Origin of the sequence: Saccharothrix lopnurensis (genome assembly GCF_042658445.1) — a bacterium.
Lineage (GTDB): Bacteria > Actinomycetota > Actinomycetes > Mycobacteriales > Pseudonocardiaceae > Actinosynnema > Actinosynnema lopnurensis.
In genome coordinates this window covers 252,391-267,650 of the sequence record NZ_JBHSQO010000004.1, presented here as the reverse complement: position 1 = coordinate 267,650, position 15,260 = coordinate 252,391, and the positions used below count along the sequence as shown (strand labels likewise).

The 15,260-nt window shown below is 75.1% G+C and carries 17 protein-coding genes and 1 riboswitch; of the genes, 8 read left to right on the top strand and 9 right to left on the bottom strand.

All coding sequences use genetic code 11. From position 1 onward, the window contains the following. Positions 1-83 precede the first annotated feature (83 nt). Positions 84-962: a RecB family exonuclease gene (locus tag ACFP3R_RS06420; protein ID WP_380633749.1), complete on the top strand. Its 879-nt coding sequence runs from the start codon at positions 84-86 to the stop codon at positions 960-962. A 29-nt stretch (positions 963-991) separates the two neighbouring features. On the opposite strand, the gene ACFP3R_RS06415 is transcribed toward ACFP3R_RS06420, so the two are convergent. From ACFP3R_RS06415 to ACFP3R_RS06405, 3 genes are all read right to left on the bottom strand, one after another. Continuing rightward, positions 992-1,909 carry an AEC family transporter gene (locus ACFP3R_RS06415; protein ID WP_380633748.1) on the bottom strand — a complete coding sequence of 306 codons (918 nt, stop codon included), beginning with the start codon at positions 1,907-1,909 and terminating at the stop codon, positions 992-994. A 64-nt stretch (positions 1,910-1,973) separates the two neighbouring features. Further along, positions 1,974-2,237 (bottom strand): phosphoribosyl-ATP diphosphatase, encoded by a 264-nt coding sequence (locus ACFP3R_RS06410; protein WP_033434999.1) that lies wholly within the window; start codon positions 2,235-2,237, stop codon positions 1,974-1,976. A gap of 66 nt (positions 2,238-2,303) precedes the next feature. Continuing rightward, positions 2,304-2,747 carry a GNAT family N-acetyltransferase gene (locus ACFP3R_RS06405; protein ID WP_380633747.1) on the bottom strand — a complete coding sequence of 148 codons (444 nt, stop codon included), beginning with the start codon at positions 2,745-2,747 and terminating at the stop codon, positions 2,304-2,306. An 83-nt stretch (positions 2,748-2,830) separates the two neighbouring features. Here ACFP3R_RS06405 and ACFP3R_RS06400 point away from each other — a divergent pair, with 83 nt between their 5' ends. Beyond that, a complete protein-coding gene (locus ACFP3R_RS06400) occupies positions 2,831-4,015 on the top strand; it encodes a GNAT family N-acetyltransferase (protein ID WP_380633746.1) in 1,185 nt (394 codons plus the stop codon). Positions 4,016-4,021: 6 nt separating this feature from the next. Here ACFP3R_RS06400 and ACFP3R_RS06395 read toward each other — a convergent pair whose 3' ends face one another. After that, positions 4,022-4,651 carry a LysE family translocator gene (locus ACFP3R_RS06395; protein ID WP_380633744.1) on the bottom strand — a complete coding sequence of 210 codons (630 nt, stop codon included), beginning with the start codon at positions 4,649-4,651 and terminating at the stop codon, positions 4,022-4,024. A 19-nt stretch (positions 4,652-4,670) separates the two neighbouring features. Here ACFP3R_RS06395 and ACFP3R_RS06390 point away from each other — a divergent pair, with 19 nt between their 5' ends. The 3 genes from ACFP3R_RS06390 to ACFP3R_RS06380 all read left to right on the top strand — a co-directional run bounded on the left by ACFP3R_RS06390 (position 4,671) and on the right by ACFP3R_RS06380 (position 6,511). Beyond that, positions 4,671-5,327 carry a (2Fe-2S)-binding protein gene (locus ACFP3R_RS06390; RefSeq protein WP_380633742.1) on the top strand — a complete coding sequence of 219 codons (657 nt, stop codon included), beginning with the start codon at positions 4,671-4,673 and terminating at the stop codon, positions 5,325-5,327. A 49-nt stretch (positions 5,328-5,376) separates the two neighbouring features. Next, positions 5,377-5,551: riboswitch (cobalamin riboswitch) on the top strand. 25 nt (positions 5,552-5,576) lie between these two features. Beyond that, on the top strand, positions 5,577-5,762 hold the full coding sequence (locus tag ACFP3R_RS06385; protein ID WP_380633741.1) for a CbtB-domain containing protein: 186 nt from the start codon (positions 5,577-5,579) through the stop codon (positions 5,760-5,762). Positions 5,763-5,773: 11 nt separating this feature from the next. Further along, positions 5,774-6,511 carry a CbtA family protein gene (locus ACFP3R_RS06380; RefSeq protein ID WP_380633739.1) on the top strand — a complete coding sequence of 246 codons (738 nt, stop codon included), beginning with the start codon at positions 5,774-5,776 and terminating at the stop codon, positions 6,509-6,511. Positions 6,512-6,568: 57 nt separating this feature from the next. On the opposite strand, the gene ACFP3R_RS06375 is transcribed toward ACFP3R_RS06380, so the two are convergent. Beyond that, on the bottom strand, positions 6,569-7,234 hold the full coding sequence (locus ACFP3R_RS06375) for an HAD family hydrolase (RefSeq protein ID WP_380633737.1): 666 nt from the start codon (positions 7,232-7,234) through the stop codon (positions 6,569-6,571). Positions 7,235-7,387: 153 nt separating this feature from the next. Here ACFP3R_RS06375 and ACFP3R_RS06370 point away from each other — a divergent pair, with 153 nt between their 5' ends. After that, positions 7,388-8,284 (top strand): PAC2 family protein, encoded by an 897-nt coding sequence (locus tag ACFP3R_RS06370; RefSeq protein ID WP_380633735.1) that lies wholly within the window; start codon positions 7,388-7,390, stop codon positions 8,282-8,284. Here the strand turns inward: ACFP3R_RS06370 and ACFP3R_RS06365 are convergent. Genes ACFP3R_RS06365 through ACFP3R_RS06350 form a run of 4 tightly spaced genes read right to left on the bottom strand, consistent with a single transcriptional unit; the run spans position 8,233 to position 12,676 of the window. Continuing rightward, the gene (locus ACFP3R_RS06365; protein WP_380633733.1) at positions 8,233-9,531 is read right to left on the bottom strand and encodes an MFS transporter; all 1,299 of its coding nucleotides are present in this window, start codon (positions 9,529-9,531) and stop codon (positions 8,233-8,235) included. The genes ACFP3R_RS06370 and ACFP3R_RS06365 overlap by 52 nt on opposite strands. After that, entirely contained in the window at positions 9,528-10,085 is a 558-nt protein-coding gene (locus ACFP3R_RS06360) for an ArsR/SmtB family transcription factor (protein ID WP_380633731.1), read from the bottom strand. The genes ACFP3R_RS06365 and ACFP3R_RS06360 overlap by 4 nt, the downstream gene beginning before the upstream one ends. 48 nt (positions 10,086-10,133) lie before the next feature. Then, entirely contained in the window at positions 10,134-11,729 is a 1,596-nt protein-coding gene (locus tag ACFP3R_RS06355; RefSeq protein WP_380633730.1) for an ABC transporter permease, read from the bottom strand. Next, entirely contained in the window at positions 11,726-12,676 is a 951-nt protein-coding gene (locus tag ACFP3R_RS06350) for an ABC transporter ATP-binding protein (RefSeq protein ID WP_380633728.1), read from the bottom strand. Before ACFP3R_RS06350 ends, ACFP3R_RS06355 begins: the two co-directional genes overlap by 4 nt. A 98-nt stretch (positions 12,677-12,774) precedes the next feature. Between ACFP3R_RS06350 and ACFP3R_RS06345 the strand changes: the two genes are divergently transcribed. Together ACFP3R_RS06345 and ACFP3R_RS06340 are read left to right on the top strand one after the other, a co-directional pair. Continuing rightward, positions 12,775-13,254, top strand: a complete 480-nt coding sequence (locus ACFP3R_RS06345; protein WP_380633726.1) for a GbsR/MarR family transcriptional regulator — start codon at positions 12,775-12,777, stop codon at positions 13,252-13,254. Positions 13,255-13,429: 175 nt separating this feature from the next. Continuing rightward, entirely contained in the window at positions 13,430-15,235 is a 1,806-nt protein-coding gene (locus ACFP3R_RS06340) for a S8 family peptidase (RefSeq protein WP_380633724.1), read from the top strand. Positions 15,236-15,260 lie beyond the last annotated feature (25 nt).

The following is a 15,260-nucleotide window of genomic DNA, read 5'->3' as shown; positions in this document are numbered from 1 at the left end:
AGCCTAGGGGCAGGGGTGTGGTGAAGCTGTTTGATCGCCGGGCCAGGTCGTCGCGGCGGGCGTCCTTGTCGGGGGTGTGGCTTATGGTCATCGCCATGGCAGCGCCGACGACCACCGACCGCCCTGTCCGCAGGCCCGCGTTGTCGCCCTCCCGGGCGGGCGACTTCAAGCAGTGCCCGCTGCTCTACCGGTTCCGGGCGGTCGACCGGCTGCCGGAGAAGCCGACCAGGCCGCAGGTGCGCGGCACGGTGGTGCACGCGGTGCTGGAGGACCTGTTCGCCCTGCCCGCCGCCGAGCGGGTGCCGGAGCGGGCGCGGGAGCTGGTGGGGCCCGCGTGGGAGCGGGTGCGGGCGGAGCGGCCGGAGTTCGCGGAGCTGTTCGCCGAGGGCGACCCGGAGCAGGAGGAGTGGCTGGCCTCGGCGGAGGGGCTGCTGGACGGCTACTTCGGCCTGGAGGACCCGCGCCGGTTCGACCCGGATGCCCGCGAGCTGCTGGTGGAGTGGGAGCTGCCGTCCGGGGTGCTGCTGCGCGGGTACGTCGACCGGGTGGACGTGGCGCCGACCGGCGAGGTCCGGGTGGTCGACTACAAGACCGGCGCCGCGCCGCGCGAGGTCGGCGAGGCCAAGGCGCTGTTCCAGATGAAGTTCTACGCGCTGGTGCTGTGGCGGCTGCGCGGCGTGGTGCCCCGGCAGCTGCGGCTGATGTACCTGGCGGACCGGCAGGCGCTGGCCTACCAGCCGGACGAGGCGGAGCTGGCCCGGTTCGAGCGCACGCTGGAGGCGATCTGGGACGCCATCCTGCGCGCGGGCCGCTCCGGCGACTTCCGGCCCAACCCGAGCCGGATGTGCGACTACTGCGACCACAAGGCGCTGTGCCCGGCGTTCGACGGCACCCCGCCGCCCTACCCGGGCTGGCCCGAGCCGGACGCGGGCGCGGAGACGCCGCTCGACCGGGCGGACTGACCCGCGGCGCCGTCCGCGCGGCGACGCGCCTACCGCAGCAGCAGCACCACGACCGACAGCGTGACCATCGACACCGCGGTGGACACCAGCACCGCGTCCCGTTGCAGCCCCGGGTCCGGCCGGTACCGGCGGGCCAGCACGTAGACGTTCTGCGCGGTCGGCAGGGCCGCGCACACCACGGCCGCCAGGCGCAGCGGGCCGGTCACGTCGAGCGCCAGGCACGCGAGGAACACCACCAGCGGGTGCAGCAGCAGCTTCAGCGCGACCACCGCGCCGAGTTCCGCCCGCCCGCCCGGCCGCGGTGGGCGGGCCGCGCCCAGCGACAGGCCGAGCGCCACCAGCGCGGTCGGCACGGCCGCCGCGCCCAGGGCCGCCACCGGTTCCAGCACCAGGTCCGGCAGCCGCACGTCCAGCAGCGCGCACGCCACGCCCAGCAGCGAACCGAGGATGAGCGGGTTGCGCACCGGCAGCAGGGCCAGGGTGCGCGCGACCGAGCCGCGCCGCCCGGACCCGACCTCCAGAGCCGCCAGCACCAGCGGCATCACCACCACGGGCTGGAACAGCAGCACCGCCACCACGAACGACGAGTCGCCCAGCACGCCGACCGCGACCGGGATGCCGAGGTTGCCCGCGTTGGCGTAGGAGCCGGCCATCGCGCCGAGCACCCGGTCCGGCGGCGACCGCCGGAACACCCGCCACTGCACCGCGAACCCCAGCGCCCCGACCACGACCGTGCCGATCACGAACGCGAGCACGCCGCGGTTGGCCAGGTCCGCGGGCGAGCCGTCGAGCAGGGTGGTGAACAGCACCGCGGGCATGGCCAGGGAGAACGCGAACCGGCCGAGCACGGACTCCGCGCGGTCGCCGAGCACGTCGGTGCGGGCGGCGACGAACCCGACGGCGGTGAGCACCCAGATGGGGACGAACCCGGCGAGCACCCCGCCCATCAGGGGACGGCGCGGCGGCGCCCGGCGGTCGGGACCGGTCCGGGGCCGGACCGCGCCGCCGGGGTCACAGGTGCTTGTAGACGTCTTCGAGGGTGAGGCCGCGGCCGAGCATCAGCACCTGGACGCGGTAGAGCAGCTGCGAGACCTCCTCGGCCAGGCGCTCGTCGGACTCGTGCTCCGCGGCGATCCAGACCTCGCCGGCCTCCTCCAGCACCTTCTTGCCCTGCGCGTGCACCCCGGCCTCCAGAGCCGCGGCGGTGGCGGAGCCCTCAGGGCGGGTGCGTGCGCGTTCGCTCAGCTCGGCGAACAGCTCGTCGAAGGTCTTCACGGGTCCGGATCCTCCCATCCCCCGAACGGCGGCGGACCGGCAGGACCCCCTGATCAGGCCCGAGGGCTAGATCCCGTAACGCGGCTCGGCGAAGGGCCACTCCCGCGCGATCCACCGGGGCACGAACGCGTCCAGCGCGCGCTCCAGGTCCGTGCCGACGTGCTCGTCCACCACCCACCACGAGATCAGCGCGTCGGCGTCGTCGGCCGGGTCGATGTAGACGCACCCGAGCAGCGCGGTCTCGTCGGCGTCGAACAGGGCGTAGTTGAACGACTCGTGCGCGTCCTGCTCCCGCTCGTGCCGGGCGAGGTCCACGCGGTCCTGCTCACGGGTCATCGTCGCGGGCGGCCAGCCCCACGCCTCGCCGTAGAGCGACCAGAGCCGCTCGCGCGAGCCCATGACGGCCGGGTGGTCGATGTCCACGTCGGATTCCCGGATGGGGCGCAGGTGGTGCTCGGCGTCGAGGTCGACGCGCGTGGGGTGGGCGAAGTCGGCGGGCAGCCAGGTCATGGGCGGGATTGTGCGCCACGGCGGGCCCCGCGCGCCGGCGAAAATCCGTGGCGCGGCGGGACACCCGCCGGGACACTGCGGCGATGACCCTCAGCGACGGCCTGGTGCTGCGGCCCGCACGCCCGGAGGACCTGGAGCGGATCGGCGCGCTGCTGGCCGACCGGGGCGAGCCCGAGGACGCCGTGGACCACCGCCTGGTGGTGGAGGACCCGGACGCGGGCTGGGAGGCGTGCGCGGTCGTCGTGGACGGCGACCTGGTGGTGTCCACCGCGACGCTGCTGGACGAGACGCTGGTGCTCGGCGGGCTGGAGATCCCGGCGGGCCAGGTCGAGCTGGTGGCGACCGACCGGCGCTACGAGGGCCGGGGCGCGGTGCGCGCGCTGATGGGCTGGGCGCACGAGCGGGCCGCCGCGCGCGGCCACCTGGTGAACATCATGCTCGGCATCCCCTACTTCTACCGGCAGTTCGGCTACACCTACGCCGTGCCGTACGCCGCCACCCGGGACGTGACGGGCACACCGGCCGGCGCCGGCCACACCCTGCGCGAGGCGACCGCCGCCGACATCCCCGTCCTCGCCCGGTTCCAGGACGCCGAGCAGGCCCCGTTCGACCTGCGGATGCCGCACTCCGCCCCGCTGTGGCGGTGGCTGGTGGAGCGCGGCGGCAGCACCGAGTGGCTGGTGGAGCGCGACGGCGTGCCGGTCGCCTCGGGCCGGACCACGCCGCCGGAGGAGGGGGTGCGGCTGGCGGAGGTGGCCGCGGTGGACGGGGCCGCCGCGCACGCGCTGCTGGCCCTGACCGGGGCGACCGAGGTGACCGAGCGGCCGGGGACGGTCGCGGGCGCGGCGCTGGAGGCGTTCCTGGCCCCGGCGAAGGCCGAGGCGAACTCCTACTACGTGCGCGTCCCCGACCCGGTGGCGCTGCTGGAGCACCTGCGGCCGGTGTTCGGGGCGCGGCTGGCGGCGTCGGCGCGGTTCGCCGGCGAGGAGGGCGAGGCGGTGGTGTCGTTCTACCGCTCGCACGTGCGGGTGCCGTTCGCGGGCGGCGAGGTGGGGCCGGTGGCGGTCGGTGGCACGATGCAGGCCCCCGGCGCGGCGGGCGGGGCGGGCGTGGCGCCGGACATGGTGGCGTCGCTGCTGTTCGGGCCGCACGGGATCGAGGGGCTGACCGCCCGGCAGCCCGACGTGTACCCGGGCCCGGAGGAGGAGCTGATGCGGACGCTGTTCCCGCCGGTGCGGTCGGACGTGCTGACCTTCTACCTGCCGTAGCCGCGCTCAGCCCCCGAACAGGGTGGGCGCGAACTCGACGCCCAGGGCGACCCCGGCCAACCCCAGCAGCACCCCGGCGAACGTCAGCGCCCGCCGGTAACCCGCGTCGCCCAGGTGCCGGCGCCCCCGCGCCACCACCAGCGCGATCACCACCTTCCCACCCACCAGGGTCGCGTAGAAACCGACCAGCAACGCCACCCCCGCCCCGGTCGACGCCCGCCACGTGGTGACGGTCAGCGGTCCCAGCGCGGTCGCCCACGCCACCCACGGGTGGGGGCTGAGCAGGTTCACCAGGACCGCCCGGCGCAGCGCCGCGACGCCCGGCGCGGCCGTGGACTCGGACGCCCCCGGCTCCAGCGACGCCGTGCGCGCCTCCCGCACCGTCCGCACCCCGCTCCACACCACGAACAGGGCGCCGACCACGCCGAGCACGCCCAGCGCCCGCTCCGGCAGCCGCCCGAGCAGCAGCAGCGTCACCCCGACCACCGCGGCGTCCGACAGCAGCGGCGCGCACGCGGCCAGCACGCCCGCCCGCCGGCCGGACCGCAGCGCCGACGTCACGACCAGCACCAGCAGGGGGCCGGGGCTGATGCTCGCCGCCAGGCCCAGGGACAGTCCCAACCCCAGCGCGTCCACGGGCGGCAGACTAGGCCACGTGTCCGAGTTCTCCCGAGTCCTGACCACCCTGCGGCAGATCCGCGGCCTCAGCCCGTTCTTCGCCCTCGACGTCGGCCGGCCCGACGAGGGCTGGCACGACGGCGCCGCGCTGCTCGACGGGTCCGCCCTGCCCGCCACCGTGGACCGGATCGCCGCCCGGTACCGCACCGCCGAACGGCGCGTCGCCGCCTCGCTGTTCTTCCTCAGCTACACCGCCCGGCTGCTGTCCCCGGTGGTGGCCGCCCGCGCGGTCGGCGGGACGGCGCCGGACGTGCGGCCCGCCAACCTCTGGTGGCGCTACGACGCGGACGGCCTGCGGGTCCGGGTCAAGGAGCCGGCCGGGGGCGTGGGGATCGTCGAGTCGTTGGCGCCGGTGGTGGAGGCCGTGCGCTCGGTCGCCCCGGTGGCGCCCGGCCTGCTGTGGGGCAACGCGGCCTCGTCGGCGGCGGGGGCGTTGCGGTTCGTGGCGCTCGGCGGGGCGGCGAGCGCGGAGGAGTGCGTCGCGCTGGGCGAGGAGCTGTTCGCCGAACCCCCGCTGCGGGGTTGCGGGGACTTCATCCCGTTCCCCGGCGAGGTCGCGTTCCGGCGGCGCAGCTGCTGCCTCTACTACCGGCTCGACGGCGGCGGCAAGTGCGGTGACTGCGCGTTGCGGTGAACCCGGCGGACAAGACGTCCGGCCGGTTGTGCGGCGGGACGGGCGACCTCTATGTTCGCTTCGCCGTGGTGGACGGGAAGCCGGTGCGAATCCGGCGCGGTCCTCGCCACTGTGACCGGGGAGCCAACCCGCCGAGCACGTCACTGGCCGCACGCGCGGCTGGGAAGACGCGGGGACGGTGTCGATCCGGGAGTCAGGAGACCGGCCACGGCACCTGTTGACCTTCCACGAGGCATGGAGGAGCCCGTCATGACGAGCCCCGCGCAGTCCGCCCCAGTCCAGGTCCCCCGGTGGGCCTACGCCGTCGCGCTGGTCGCGCTGGCCGTGACCTGGCTGGTGCTCCAGGAGAACGGCGCGGCGATCGGCCACGCCGCCGAGACGCTCCACGAGTTCTTCCACGACGGGCGCCACGCGCTCGGCGTCCCGTGCCACTGAGGCGGGGCGGCGTGCTCACCTACAGGGACCACCTGGTGCGCGGGCTCGCCGCCGGTGGGGTGTCCGGCCTGCTCGCGGGCCTGGTCGGGCTGGTCGTGGTCGAGGTGCCGATCCGCGCCGCGCTGGCCGTCGAGGAGGCGCGGCCCGTCGAGCCGGGGGCCGGCGGCCACGAGCACGGCGAGCTGGTCGGCCGGGGCGTGCAGGTGTTCGGCGGCGTGCTGGCCGCGGTCATCGTCGGGGTGGCGGTGGGCGCGCTGTTCGCCACCGCCTACGCCGGGTCGCGGCGCTGGTTCCCCGACCGGTCGCCGTTCAGCCGGGCGGTGTGGCTGGGGGCGGCGGCGTTCGGCGCGGCGGCCCTGCTGCCGGCGGTGAAGTACCCGGCGAACCCGCCCGCGGTGGGCGACCCGGAGACCGTCGGCTACCGCACGGTGCTCTACCTGGCGCTGATCGCCTCGGGCCTGCTGGTCGCGTTCGGGGCGAGCTGGCTGGCCTCCCGCCTCGGCCACTGGTCACCGCCGCTGCGGACCACGGCGGTCGCGCTGGCCGTGGTGGCGGCGGTGGTGCTGGTGCTGCTGCTGTTCCCGGCCGCGCCGGACGCCATCCCCGAGGACATGCCGAGCGGCGTGCTCTGGGACTTCCGGCTGGCGTCCCTGGCCGAGACCGCCACGCTGTGGCTGGGTCTCGGCGTGGTGTTCGGCCTGCTGGTCGACCCGGCGGTGCGGCGGGCCGACCGCCTGTCGGCGGTGTAGCCGGGGCCGGCGGCCCAGCCGGGCCGGCGATCCGGCCAGGTCAGCGGTCCACCCGGATCAACTGCCCGGCAGCGGGGCGAGCGTCGTCAGGTCGACGCCCACCAGGGAGTCGCGGAACACGCGGCGCTCGCCCCCCGGCACCGGCACGTCGCACGGCACCACCAGGACCGTGCACCCGGCCGCCACGGCGGAGGCCACCCCGGTCGGGGAGTCCTCGACCGCCACGCACCGCGCCGGGTCGACGCCCAGCAGGCGGGCCGCCTTCAGGTAGGGCTCGGGCAGCGGCTTGTTCAGCCCGTCCACCTCGTCACCGCACACCGTCACGTCGAACAGGTCGCGCCCCAGGGTGTCCAGCGCGATCTCGGTCAGCCCGCGCTCGGTGGAGGTGACCAGCGCCATCGGCACCCCGGAGTCGCGCACCGCGCGCAGCGCCTCCCGGGCCCCCGGCCGCCACGGCAGGCCGGCGCGGAACACCTCCTCGGTGCGGCGGACGATCCACGCCGCGCCGTCCCGAACCTCGTCCTCGGTGGGGTCGTCGATGCCCACCTCGGCGAACAGGATCGCCATCGTCCTGGGCACGCTCGTGCCGACCAGCAGCTGACGCGTCTCCAGCGACAGCGTGCCGCCCAGTTTCCCGACGAACTCGGACAGCGGGACGTCCCACAGCTTCTCCGAGTCCAGCAGCGTGCCGTCCATGTCCCACAGCACAGCCTCGACCGTCATCCACGACCTTCCCGGTTCCACGCGACGCCTACCCGACCCTCGGTGGTGGGGTGGCCACGACGCACGGGCGCGCCCCGAAGCGGCGGCGGGACACGACCCGGCGTGGACCAGCCTACGGCGTCGGGTGCGCGCCCGTGGTCGTAGGCTGGCCCGGTGACCGATCCGGACCAGGCCGCCCAGACCCCCTTCGACCCCAGCAAACCGCTCACCAACCCGATCATGGTGGCGGCTTTCGAGGGGTGGAACGACGCTGGCGACGCCGCCAGCACGGCGATCGAGCACCTGCAACTCACGTGGGACGCGACGCCGCTGGCCGAGGTCGATCCGGACGACTACTACGACTTCCAGGTGACCCGCCCCACGGTCCGCATGGTGGACGGCGTCACCCGGCGGGTGGAATTCCCGACCACGAGGCTGTCGGTGTGCCGCCCGCCGGGGTCGGCGACCGACGTGGTGCTCGTGCACGGCATCGAGCCGAACATGCGCTGGCGGAAGTTCGCCGGCGAGCTGCTGGGCCACATCGAGGACCTGGGCGTGACCACCGTGGTCACGCTGGGCGCGCTGCTGATGGACACCCCGCACACCCGCCCGGTGCCGGTGACCGGGACCGCCTACGACGCCGCGGCGGCCTCGAAGTACGGGCTGGAGCGGTCCCGGTACGAGGGGCCGACCGGCATCGTGGGCGTGTTCCAGGACCTGTGCGTGCAGGCCGGTGTGCCCGCGATCTCGTTCTGGGCGGCCGTGCCGCACTACGTGTCCCAGCCGCCCTCGCCCAAGGCGACCCTCGCGCTGCTGCACCGGGTGGAGGAGGTGCTCGACGTCGAGGTCCCGCTCGGGGCGCTGCCGGAGCAGGCCGAGGAGTGGGAGCGCACGGTCAGCGAGATGGCCGACGAGGACGAGGACGTGCGCAACTACGTGCGGGCGCTGGAGGAGCGCGGCGACGCGGAGATCCAGATCACCGAGGCCAGCGGCGACGTGATCGCCGCCGAGTTCGAGCGCTACCTGCGGCGGCGCGGGCGCGGGCCGGGGCGCGGGCCGACGGGCATGTGAGCCGCGCCGGGGTCGGGCGGGCGTTCACCGGGTCCGGACCTCAGCGCTCCCCAGGGCGTCGCCAGCACCAGCGCGCCCGCCACCAGGGACAACCCCGCCTGGACGTTGAGCAGCGCGCCCAGGCCGAGCAGCGGCGTCAGCGCGCCCGCCAGCACCATGCCGATGCCCTGGCAGGCGTCGAAGAGGCCGAGGAAGGTCGCCAGCACCCGGCCGCGCACCTCGTCGGCGGTCGACAGCTGGAGCACCGACATCAGGCCGACCCCGATGAGCACGCTCGGCGCGCCCACCACCACGAACACCGCGAGGTAGAAGCCGAACCCGGTGGTGAGGAGCGGGCCGTTCCAGGCCAGGGCCGCGATGACCGCGTAGGCGAGCAGCGAGGCCCCCATCAGCCGGGCGGGGGCGAACCGGCGGGACAACACGCCCACCAGCAGGCCCGCGACCAGGCCGCCGACCGCCTGCACGCCGCGCAGCAGGCCCACCTCCGTCGCGCCGCCGCCGAGGCGTTCGGTCACGAACACGACGAACAGCACCACGAACAGGCCCTGACCGGTCGCCGTCAGCACGACCACGGCCAGCAGCGGCCGCAGCGGGCCGCGCAGCTCGCGCAGGCCGTCCACCCAGGCCCGCCAGGGCGGCACCACCTGCCCGGCCGGCTGCCCGGCCTCCTGCCCGGCCACCTCCGCCGGGCCCCGGTCGCGGGGCAGCGAGGCCAGCAGCGCCGCGGCGAGCAGGAACGACACCGCGTCGACCAGCACCACGCCGGACACCCCGGCGTGCCCGAGCAGCAGGCCGCCCAGGGACGCGCCGACCAGGCGGGCGAGGTTGTTGCCGAGGCTGACCAGCCCGTTGGCCGCGACCACCCGCTCCCGGGGCACGAGGGTGGGCAGCAGCGCGTTCACGGCCGGCTGGCCCAGCGCCGCCAGCCCCGACTGCACCGCGGTGACCACGTTGAGCACCACCAGGTCACCGGTCAGCAGCGGTAACAGGGTGACCGCCTGGGCGAGGGCGACCACCACCAGGAGCCGGCGGCGGTCCCAGCGGTCGGCCAGCACGCCGGCCACCGGCGACAGCGCCAGGCTCGGCAGCAGCGCGACCACGAACGTGGTGGCGGTGGCCGCCGCCGAGCCGGTGCGCTGGTAGACGTACACCGGCAGGGCGACCAGCAGCACCCAGTCGCCGATCTCGGAGACGATCCCGGCCGACCACAGCCGGCGGAACGCGGGCACCCCCAGCGGCCCGGTCACCGCGGGAACGCCCGCAGGCCGACGTGGACGGGCAGCGCGCCCTCGGGCGCGCCCTCGCGCACGGGCACCAGGTAGGGGCGCAGCAGGTCGTCGATGGCGCCGAGCAGGCCGGTCAGCTCCTCGGCGGTCACGTTGACGGAGTAGCCGTGCAGCGAGGACGCCGCCAGCCACTCCCCCGGCAGCGCGTGCTGCCGCTCCAGGAACCGCTGCGCCAGCCGGTTCTCCTCGTTGAGCTGGAGCACCAGCAGCGCGTCCTGCTGCGCGCGCACCGCCGGGTCGTCGTCGAACCCGCCGACCTCGTAGCCGACGGACGTGGCCCGCCACGGCCGGTCCCGGCCGCCGGCGGCGTCGGCGCGCTCGACGAAGCCGAACTTCGCCAGCTGCCGCAGGTGCCAGCTGCAGTTGGACGCGGACGAGCCGACCGCCTCGGCGCACTCGCTGGCGGTGCGCGGACCGATCGCGACCAGGTGGTTGAGCAGCGACACCCGCAGCGGGTGGGCCAGTGCCTTGAGCGCGTCGACGTCGGTGACCCGTCGGGGCCGTGAGAGGTCCATGGCCCCGACGATAGACCTGAAAGACTACTTTCGAAAGGACTCTTTCAGTTATTGGCCGACATCGCGCCGCCGGAAGCCGGCCAGCCCGACCCCCACCAGCACCGCCGCCACCAGCGTCAGCCACAGCAGCGGGGCCGCGGTGACCTCCGCGCCGGGCACCCTCGGCACGTGCGTGAACGGCGAGAGGTCCATCGCCCACCGGTCGAGGCGCAGCAGCGGCCCGAGCTGGCCGAGCACCAGGAACGCGGGCAGCACCGCCCAGCTCACCGCGGTCAGCTTCGGGACCAGCGCGAACAGCGCCAGCGCGAGACCCGCGACCACCCACACCGCGGGCACGTGGGCCAGCGCCGCGCCGACCAGCCGGACCACCTGGCCGCCGACGTCGCCCACGCGCAGGCCGTGCACCAGCCCCGCGCCCAGCCCCGCCGCGGCGAGCACGACCACCGAGCCCGCGACCGCGACCGCCACGTGGCCGCCGAGCCACGCGACCCGGCTCACCGGCGTGGCCAGCACCGGTTCGGCGCGGAGCTCCACCTCCTCGGCCCGCGCCCGCAGCGTCGCCTGCACCGCGTAGGCGGCGGCGAACAGGGCGACGATCCCGAGGACCGAGGCCAGGTAGGCGTCCACCACCCCGCCGGAGCCGCCCAGCCGGTCGACCACCTGCCGCAGCGCCGGGTTGTCCACCAGCATCTCCTCGACGCCCCGCGCGACCGCCCCGTACACCGCGCCCAGCACGAGCAGGCCGAGCGCCCAGCCCAGCAGCACCCCCCGCTGCAACCGCCACGCCAGGCCGAACGCGCCGGTCGTCGACCGGGACGCGCGGGCCGGGCCCGGCCGCGTGGGCACCAGGCCGCCGCCGAGGTCGCGCCGGGCCACCAGCACGGCCGCGACCACCACCAGCGCGGCGGCCGACGCCACCGGCAGCGCCAGCACCGGCCACCGGTTCCCGGCGAACGGCCGGAGCTGCTCGAACCAGCCCAGCGGCGAGCACCACGTCAGCCAGGTCGGCCCGTGCTCCCCCGCCGCGTCGCCGACCGCCCGCAGCAGGTAGGCCAGGCCCAGGACGGCGCCGGCCAGGGCGTTGGCGGTGCGGGCGCCCTCGGGCAGCTGCGCGGCGACCGCGCCGGCGCCGGCGAACACCAGGCCGACCGCGGCGAGCCCCGCGCCGAACGCGAGCGACCCGGCCACGCCCTCGCCCAGGCCGATCAGCGCCAGGGCGGTCAGGACGCCGACCAGCGCGTTAGCCACCACGGCGGTGACGAGGGCGGCCGCGAGCGGCGCGTGCCGGCCCACCACCGCCGAGCCGATCAGCTCCAGCCTGCCGGTCTCCTCCTCGGCCCGCGTGTGCCGGGTGACCAGGAACGCGCTCATCAGGCCGACCAGCAGCGCGGCGAACACGCCCCACCGCCAGGCCAGCACCCCGCCCACGGTGGAGGCGTCGTGCAGCGGGCCGAGCATCGCCAGGAACGCGGGGTTCGCGCCGGCGGTCGCGGCGAGCTGCCCGCGCGACTCGACCGTGCCGTACAGCTCGTGCAGGGCGGAGGCGGTGACCGCGGTGACGCCGACCAGGCCGACGACCCAGGCGAGCAGCAGCAGCCGGTCGCGGCGCAGCGCCAGGCGGACCAGCGCGCCCAGACCGGTCACGACGACACCCGACCCGACCGGCCCGAACCCGTCGGCGCCGAACCCGATGCCCCGGCACCCCTCGGCCGCACGTCCTCGTAGTGCCGCAGGAACAGCTCCTCCAGCGTCGGCGGCCGGCTGGTCAGCGCGCGCACCCCGGCCCCGACCAGGCAGCGCAGCGCGCCGTCGAGGTGCTCGCCGTCCACCTCGAACCGCACCCGCCGCCCGTCCACGACCAGGTCGTGCACACCGGGCAGGTCCGCCAGCCCCGCCGGCTCCCCGGCCAGCTCGGCGGACACGGCGGTGCGGGTCAGGTGCCGCAGCTCGGCCAGCGTGCCGGTCTCCACCGCCCGGCCGTTGCGGATGATGCTGACCCGGTCGCACAGCACCTCGACCTCGGCCAGCACGTGGCTCGACAGCAGCACGGTCCGCTCGCCGCGCAGCTCCTCCACGCACTCCCGGAACACGGCCTCCATCAACGGGTCCAGCCCGGAGGTCGGCTCGTCGAGGATCAGCAGCTCCACGTCCGACGCCAGCGCCGCGACCAGGGCCACCTTCTGCCGGTTGCCCTTGGAGTAGGTGCGGCCCTTCTTGCGCGGGTCCAGCTCGAAGCGCTCCAGCAGCTCGGCGCGGCGGCGCTCGTCCAGCCCGCCGCGCAGCCGGCCCAGCAGGTCGATGACCTCGCCGCCGGTCAGGTTCGGCCACAGGCTCACGTCGCCGGGCACGTAGGCGAGCCTGCGGTGCAGCGCGGCGGTGTCCCGCCACGGGTCGCCGCCCAGCAGCGACACCGCGCCCGCGTCGGCGCGCAGCAGGCCGAGCAGCACCCGGATCGCGGTCGACTTGCCCGCACCGTTCGGGCCGAGGAAGCCGTGCACCTCCCCCTGCCGGACGGTCAGGTCCAGACCGTCCAGCGCGCGCGTCGGGCCGAAGGTCTTGACCAGGCCCGACACGGATATCGCAGATGTCATGACCGGACGCTACAGTCTTTTCACAAAGTCGTGAAGTTAAGGAAGCGCAGGAACTTCCAAGCGCTCGGGTGTTGGGAGATGATGCGACCGTGACAGAGGTGGACGAGCGTGACGACCAGGCGGTGTTGCGCTTCATCGAGCGCTTTTCCTCGGTGTTCGTGGAGGCCGGCGTCCCGCGGATGCCCGCGCGGGTCTTCGTCGCGCTGCTCGCCACCGACTCCGGCAGCCTGACCGCCGCCGAGCTCGCCGACCTGCTGCGCGTCTCCCCCGCGGCGATCTCCGGCGCGGTCCGCTACCTCACCCAGGTGCGGCTGGTCAGCCGCGAGCGCGAGACCGGCACCCGGCGCGACGTCTACCGGGTGTTCGACGACGTCTGGTACGAGGCGCTGTTCCGCCGCGACGAGATGTTCCGCCGCTGGGAGGTCCCGCTCAAGGAGGGCGTCGAGGTGCTCGGCCCGGACAGCTCCGCCGGGCGGCGCATCGCCGAGATGCGCGCCTTCTTCCAGTTCATCCAGGGCGAGCTGCCCACCCTGCTGGAGCACTGGCGGACGTACCGGGACGAGACCTTCGGTCCTTGATCGCCACGGGCGCGCATTCACGACTATCGGCCCTACTGCGCGCGCCCGATTCGCCCCGACGATGCATGGTGACCAGGTCGCACCGCCGTTCGCGAACGTCCCCCATCCCTGCACGCCCGACCGACCGGCCCGAGGCCGGGGCGGTCGAGCAGCCCTGCTCTAGGGAGATCCCGTCATGGGAGACAACCGCACCGCCCGAAGATTAGCCGCACTGGGCCTGGCCACCGCGACGGCCGCCGCACTGGCCTTCGTGAGCACCGGCGTGGCCGCCGCCGAGGGCACCGTGCTCGGCGCGGACCGCGCCGACGCCGTCCCCGGTTCCTACGTCGTCGTCCTCAACGACTCCGCCTCGCCGCGGACCGCGTCAGCCTCGACCGCGTCCTCGCTGGTCGGCAAGTACGGCGGCGCCGTCCGGACGTCGTGGCAGCACGCCCTGAACGGCTTCCACGCCACCCTGTCCGCGCCGCAGGCCCGGCGCCTGGCCGCCGACCCGCGGGTGGCGTTCGTGCAGGCCGACCTGCCGGTGAAGCTGGACGCGGTCCAGCCGAACCCGCCGTCCTGGGGCCTGGACCGCATCGACCAGCGCGACCTGCCGCTGGACAGCGCCTACAACTACGCCACCACCGCGAGCACCGTGCGGGCGTACATCATCGACACCGGCATCCGCACCACGCACTCGGACTTCGGCGGCCGGGCCACCTGGGGCACCAACACCGTCGACACCAACAACACCGACTGCAACGGCCACGGCACCCACGTCGCCGGCACGGTCGGCGGCACCGCCCACGGCGTGGCCAAGGAGGTCCGCCTGGTCGCGGTGAAGGTGCTCAACTGCGCCGGCTCCGGCACCACCGCGGGCGTGGTCAACGGCGTCAACTGGGTGACCCAGAACGCGGTCAAGCCCGCCGTGGCCAACATGTCGCTCGGCGGCGGCGTGGACACCGCCCTGGACACCGCGGTGCGCAACTCCATCGCCGCGGGCATCACCTACGCGGTGGCGTCGGGCAACTCCAACGCCAACGCCTGCAACTACTCGCCGGCCCGCGTCGCCGAGGCGCTGAGCGTGAACGCGTCGACCAACACCGACGCCCGCGCCTCGTTCTCCAACTTCGGCACCTGCACCGACCTGTTCGCGCCCGGCCAGAACATCACCTCGGCCTGGCACACCAACGACACCGCCACCAACACCATCAGCGGCACGTCCATGGCCTCGCCGCACGTGGCGGGCGCGGTGGCGCTGTACCTGGCGGCCAACCCGACGGCCGCGCCGCCCGCGGTGAACGCGGCCATCGTCGCCGCCGCCACCTCGGACAAGATCAGCAGCCCCGGCACGGGCTCGGCGAACAAGCTGCTGTTCACCGGCAGCGCCACGCCCGGCGGCCCGGCGGTGACCAACCCCGGCAACCAGTCGACCACCGTCGGCACCCCGGTGAGCCTCCAGCTGACCGCGACCGGCGGCGCCGCGCCGTACACCTTCTCGGCCACCGGCCTGCCGCCCGGCCTGTCGATCAGCGCGTCCGGCCTGATCAGCGGCACGCCCACCACCGCGGGCTCGTACTCGGTGACGGTCACCGCGACGGACTCGGCGGGGCGGACCGGCAGCACCGCGTTCACGTGGGCGGTCACCACCACCGGCGGCGGCTGCGCCCCGGCGACCAACGGCACCGACGTGGCCATCGGCGACAACGCCACGGTCAGCAGCCCGATCGCCCTGACCTGCGCGGGCAGCGCGTCGGCCACCACCACGGTGCAGGTGGACATCACCCACACCTACATCGGTGACCTCGTCGTGGACCTCGTCGCCCCCGACGGCTCGGTCTACAACCTCCACAACCGCTCCGGCGGCAGCGCGGACAACATCAACCGCTCATACACCGTGAACGCGTCGTCGGAGACCGCGGCGGGCACCTGGCAGCTCCGGGTGCGCGACGCGGCGTCCTTCGACACGGGCACGCTCAACAGCTGGACCCTGGACGTGTGATCCCGCTCCGGTGACCGCCGCTCCC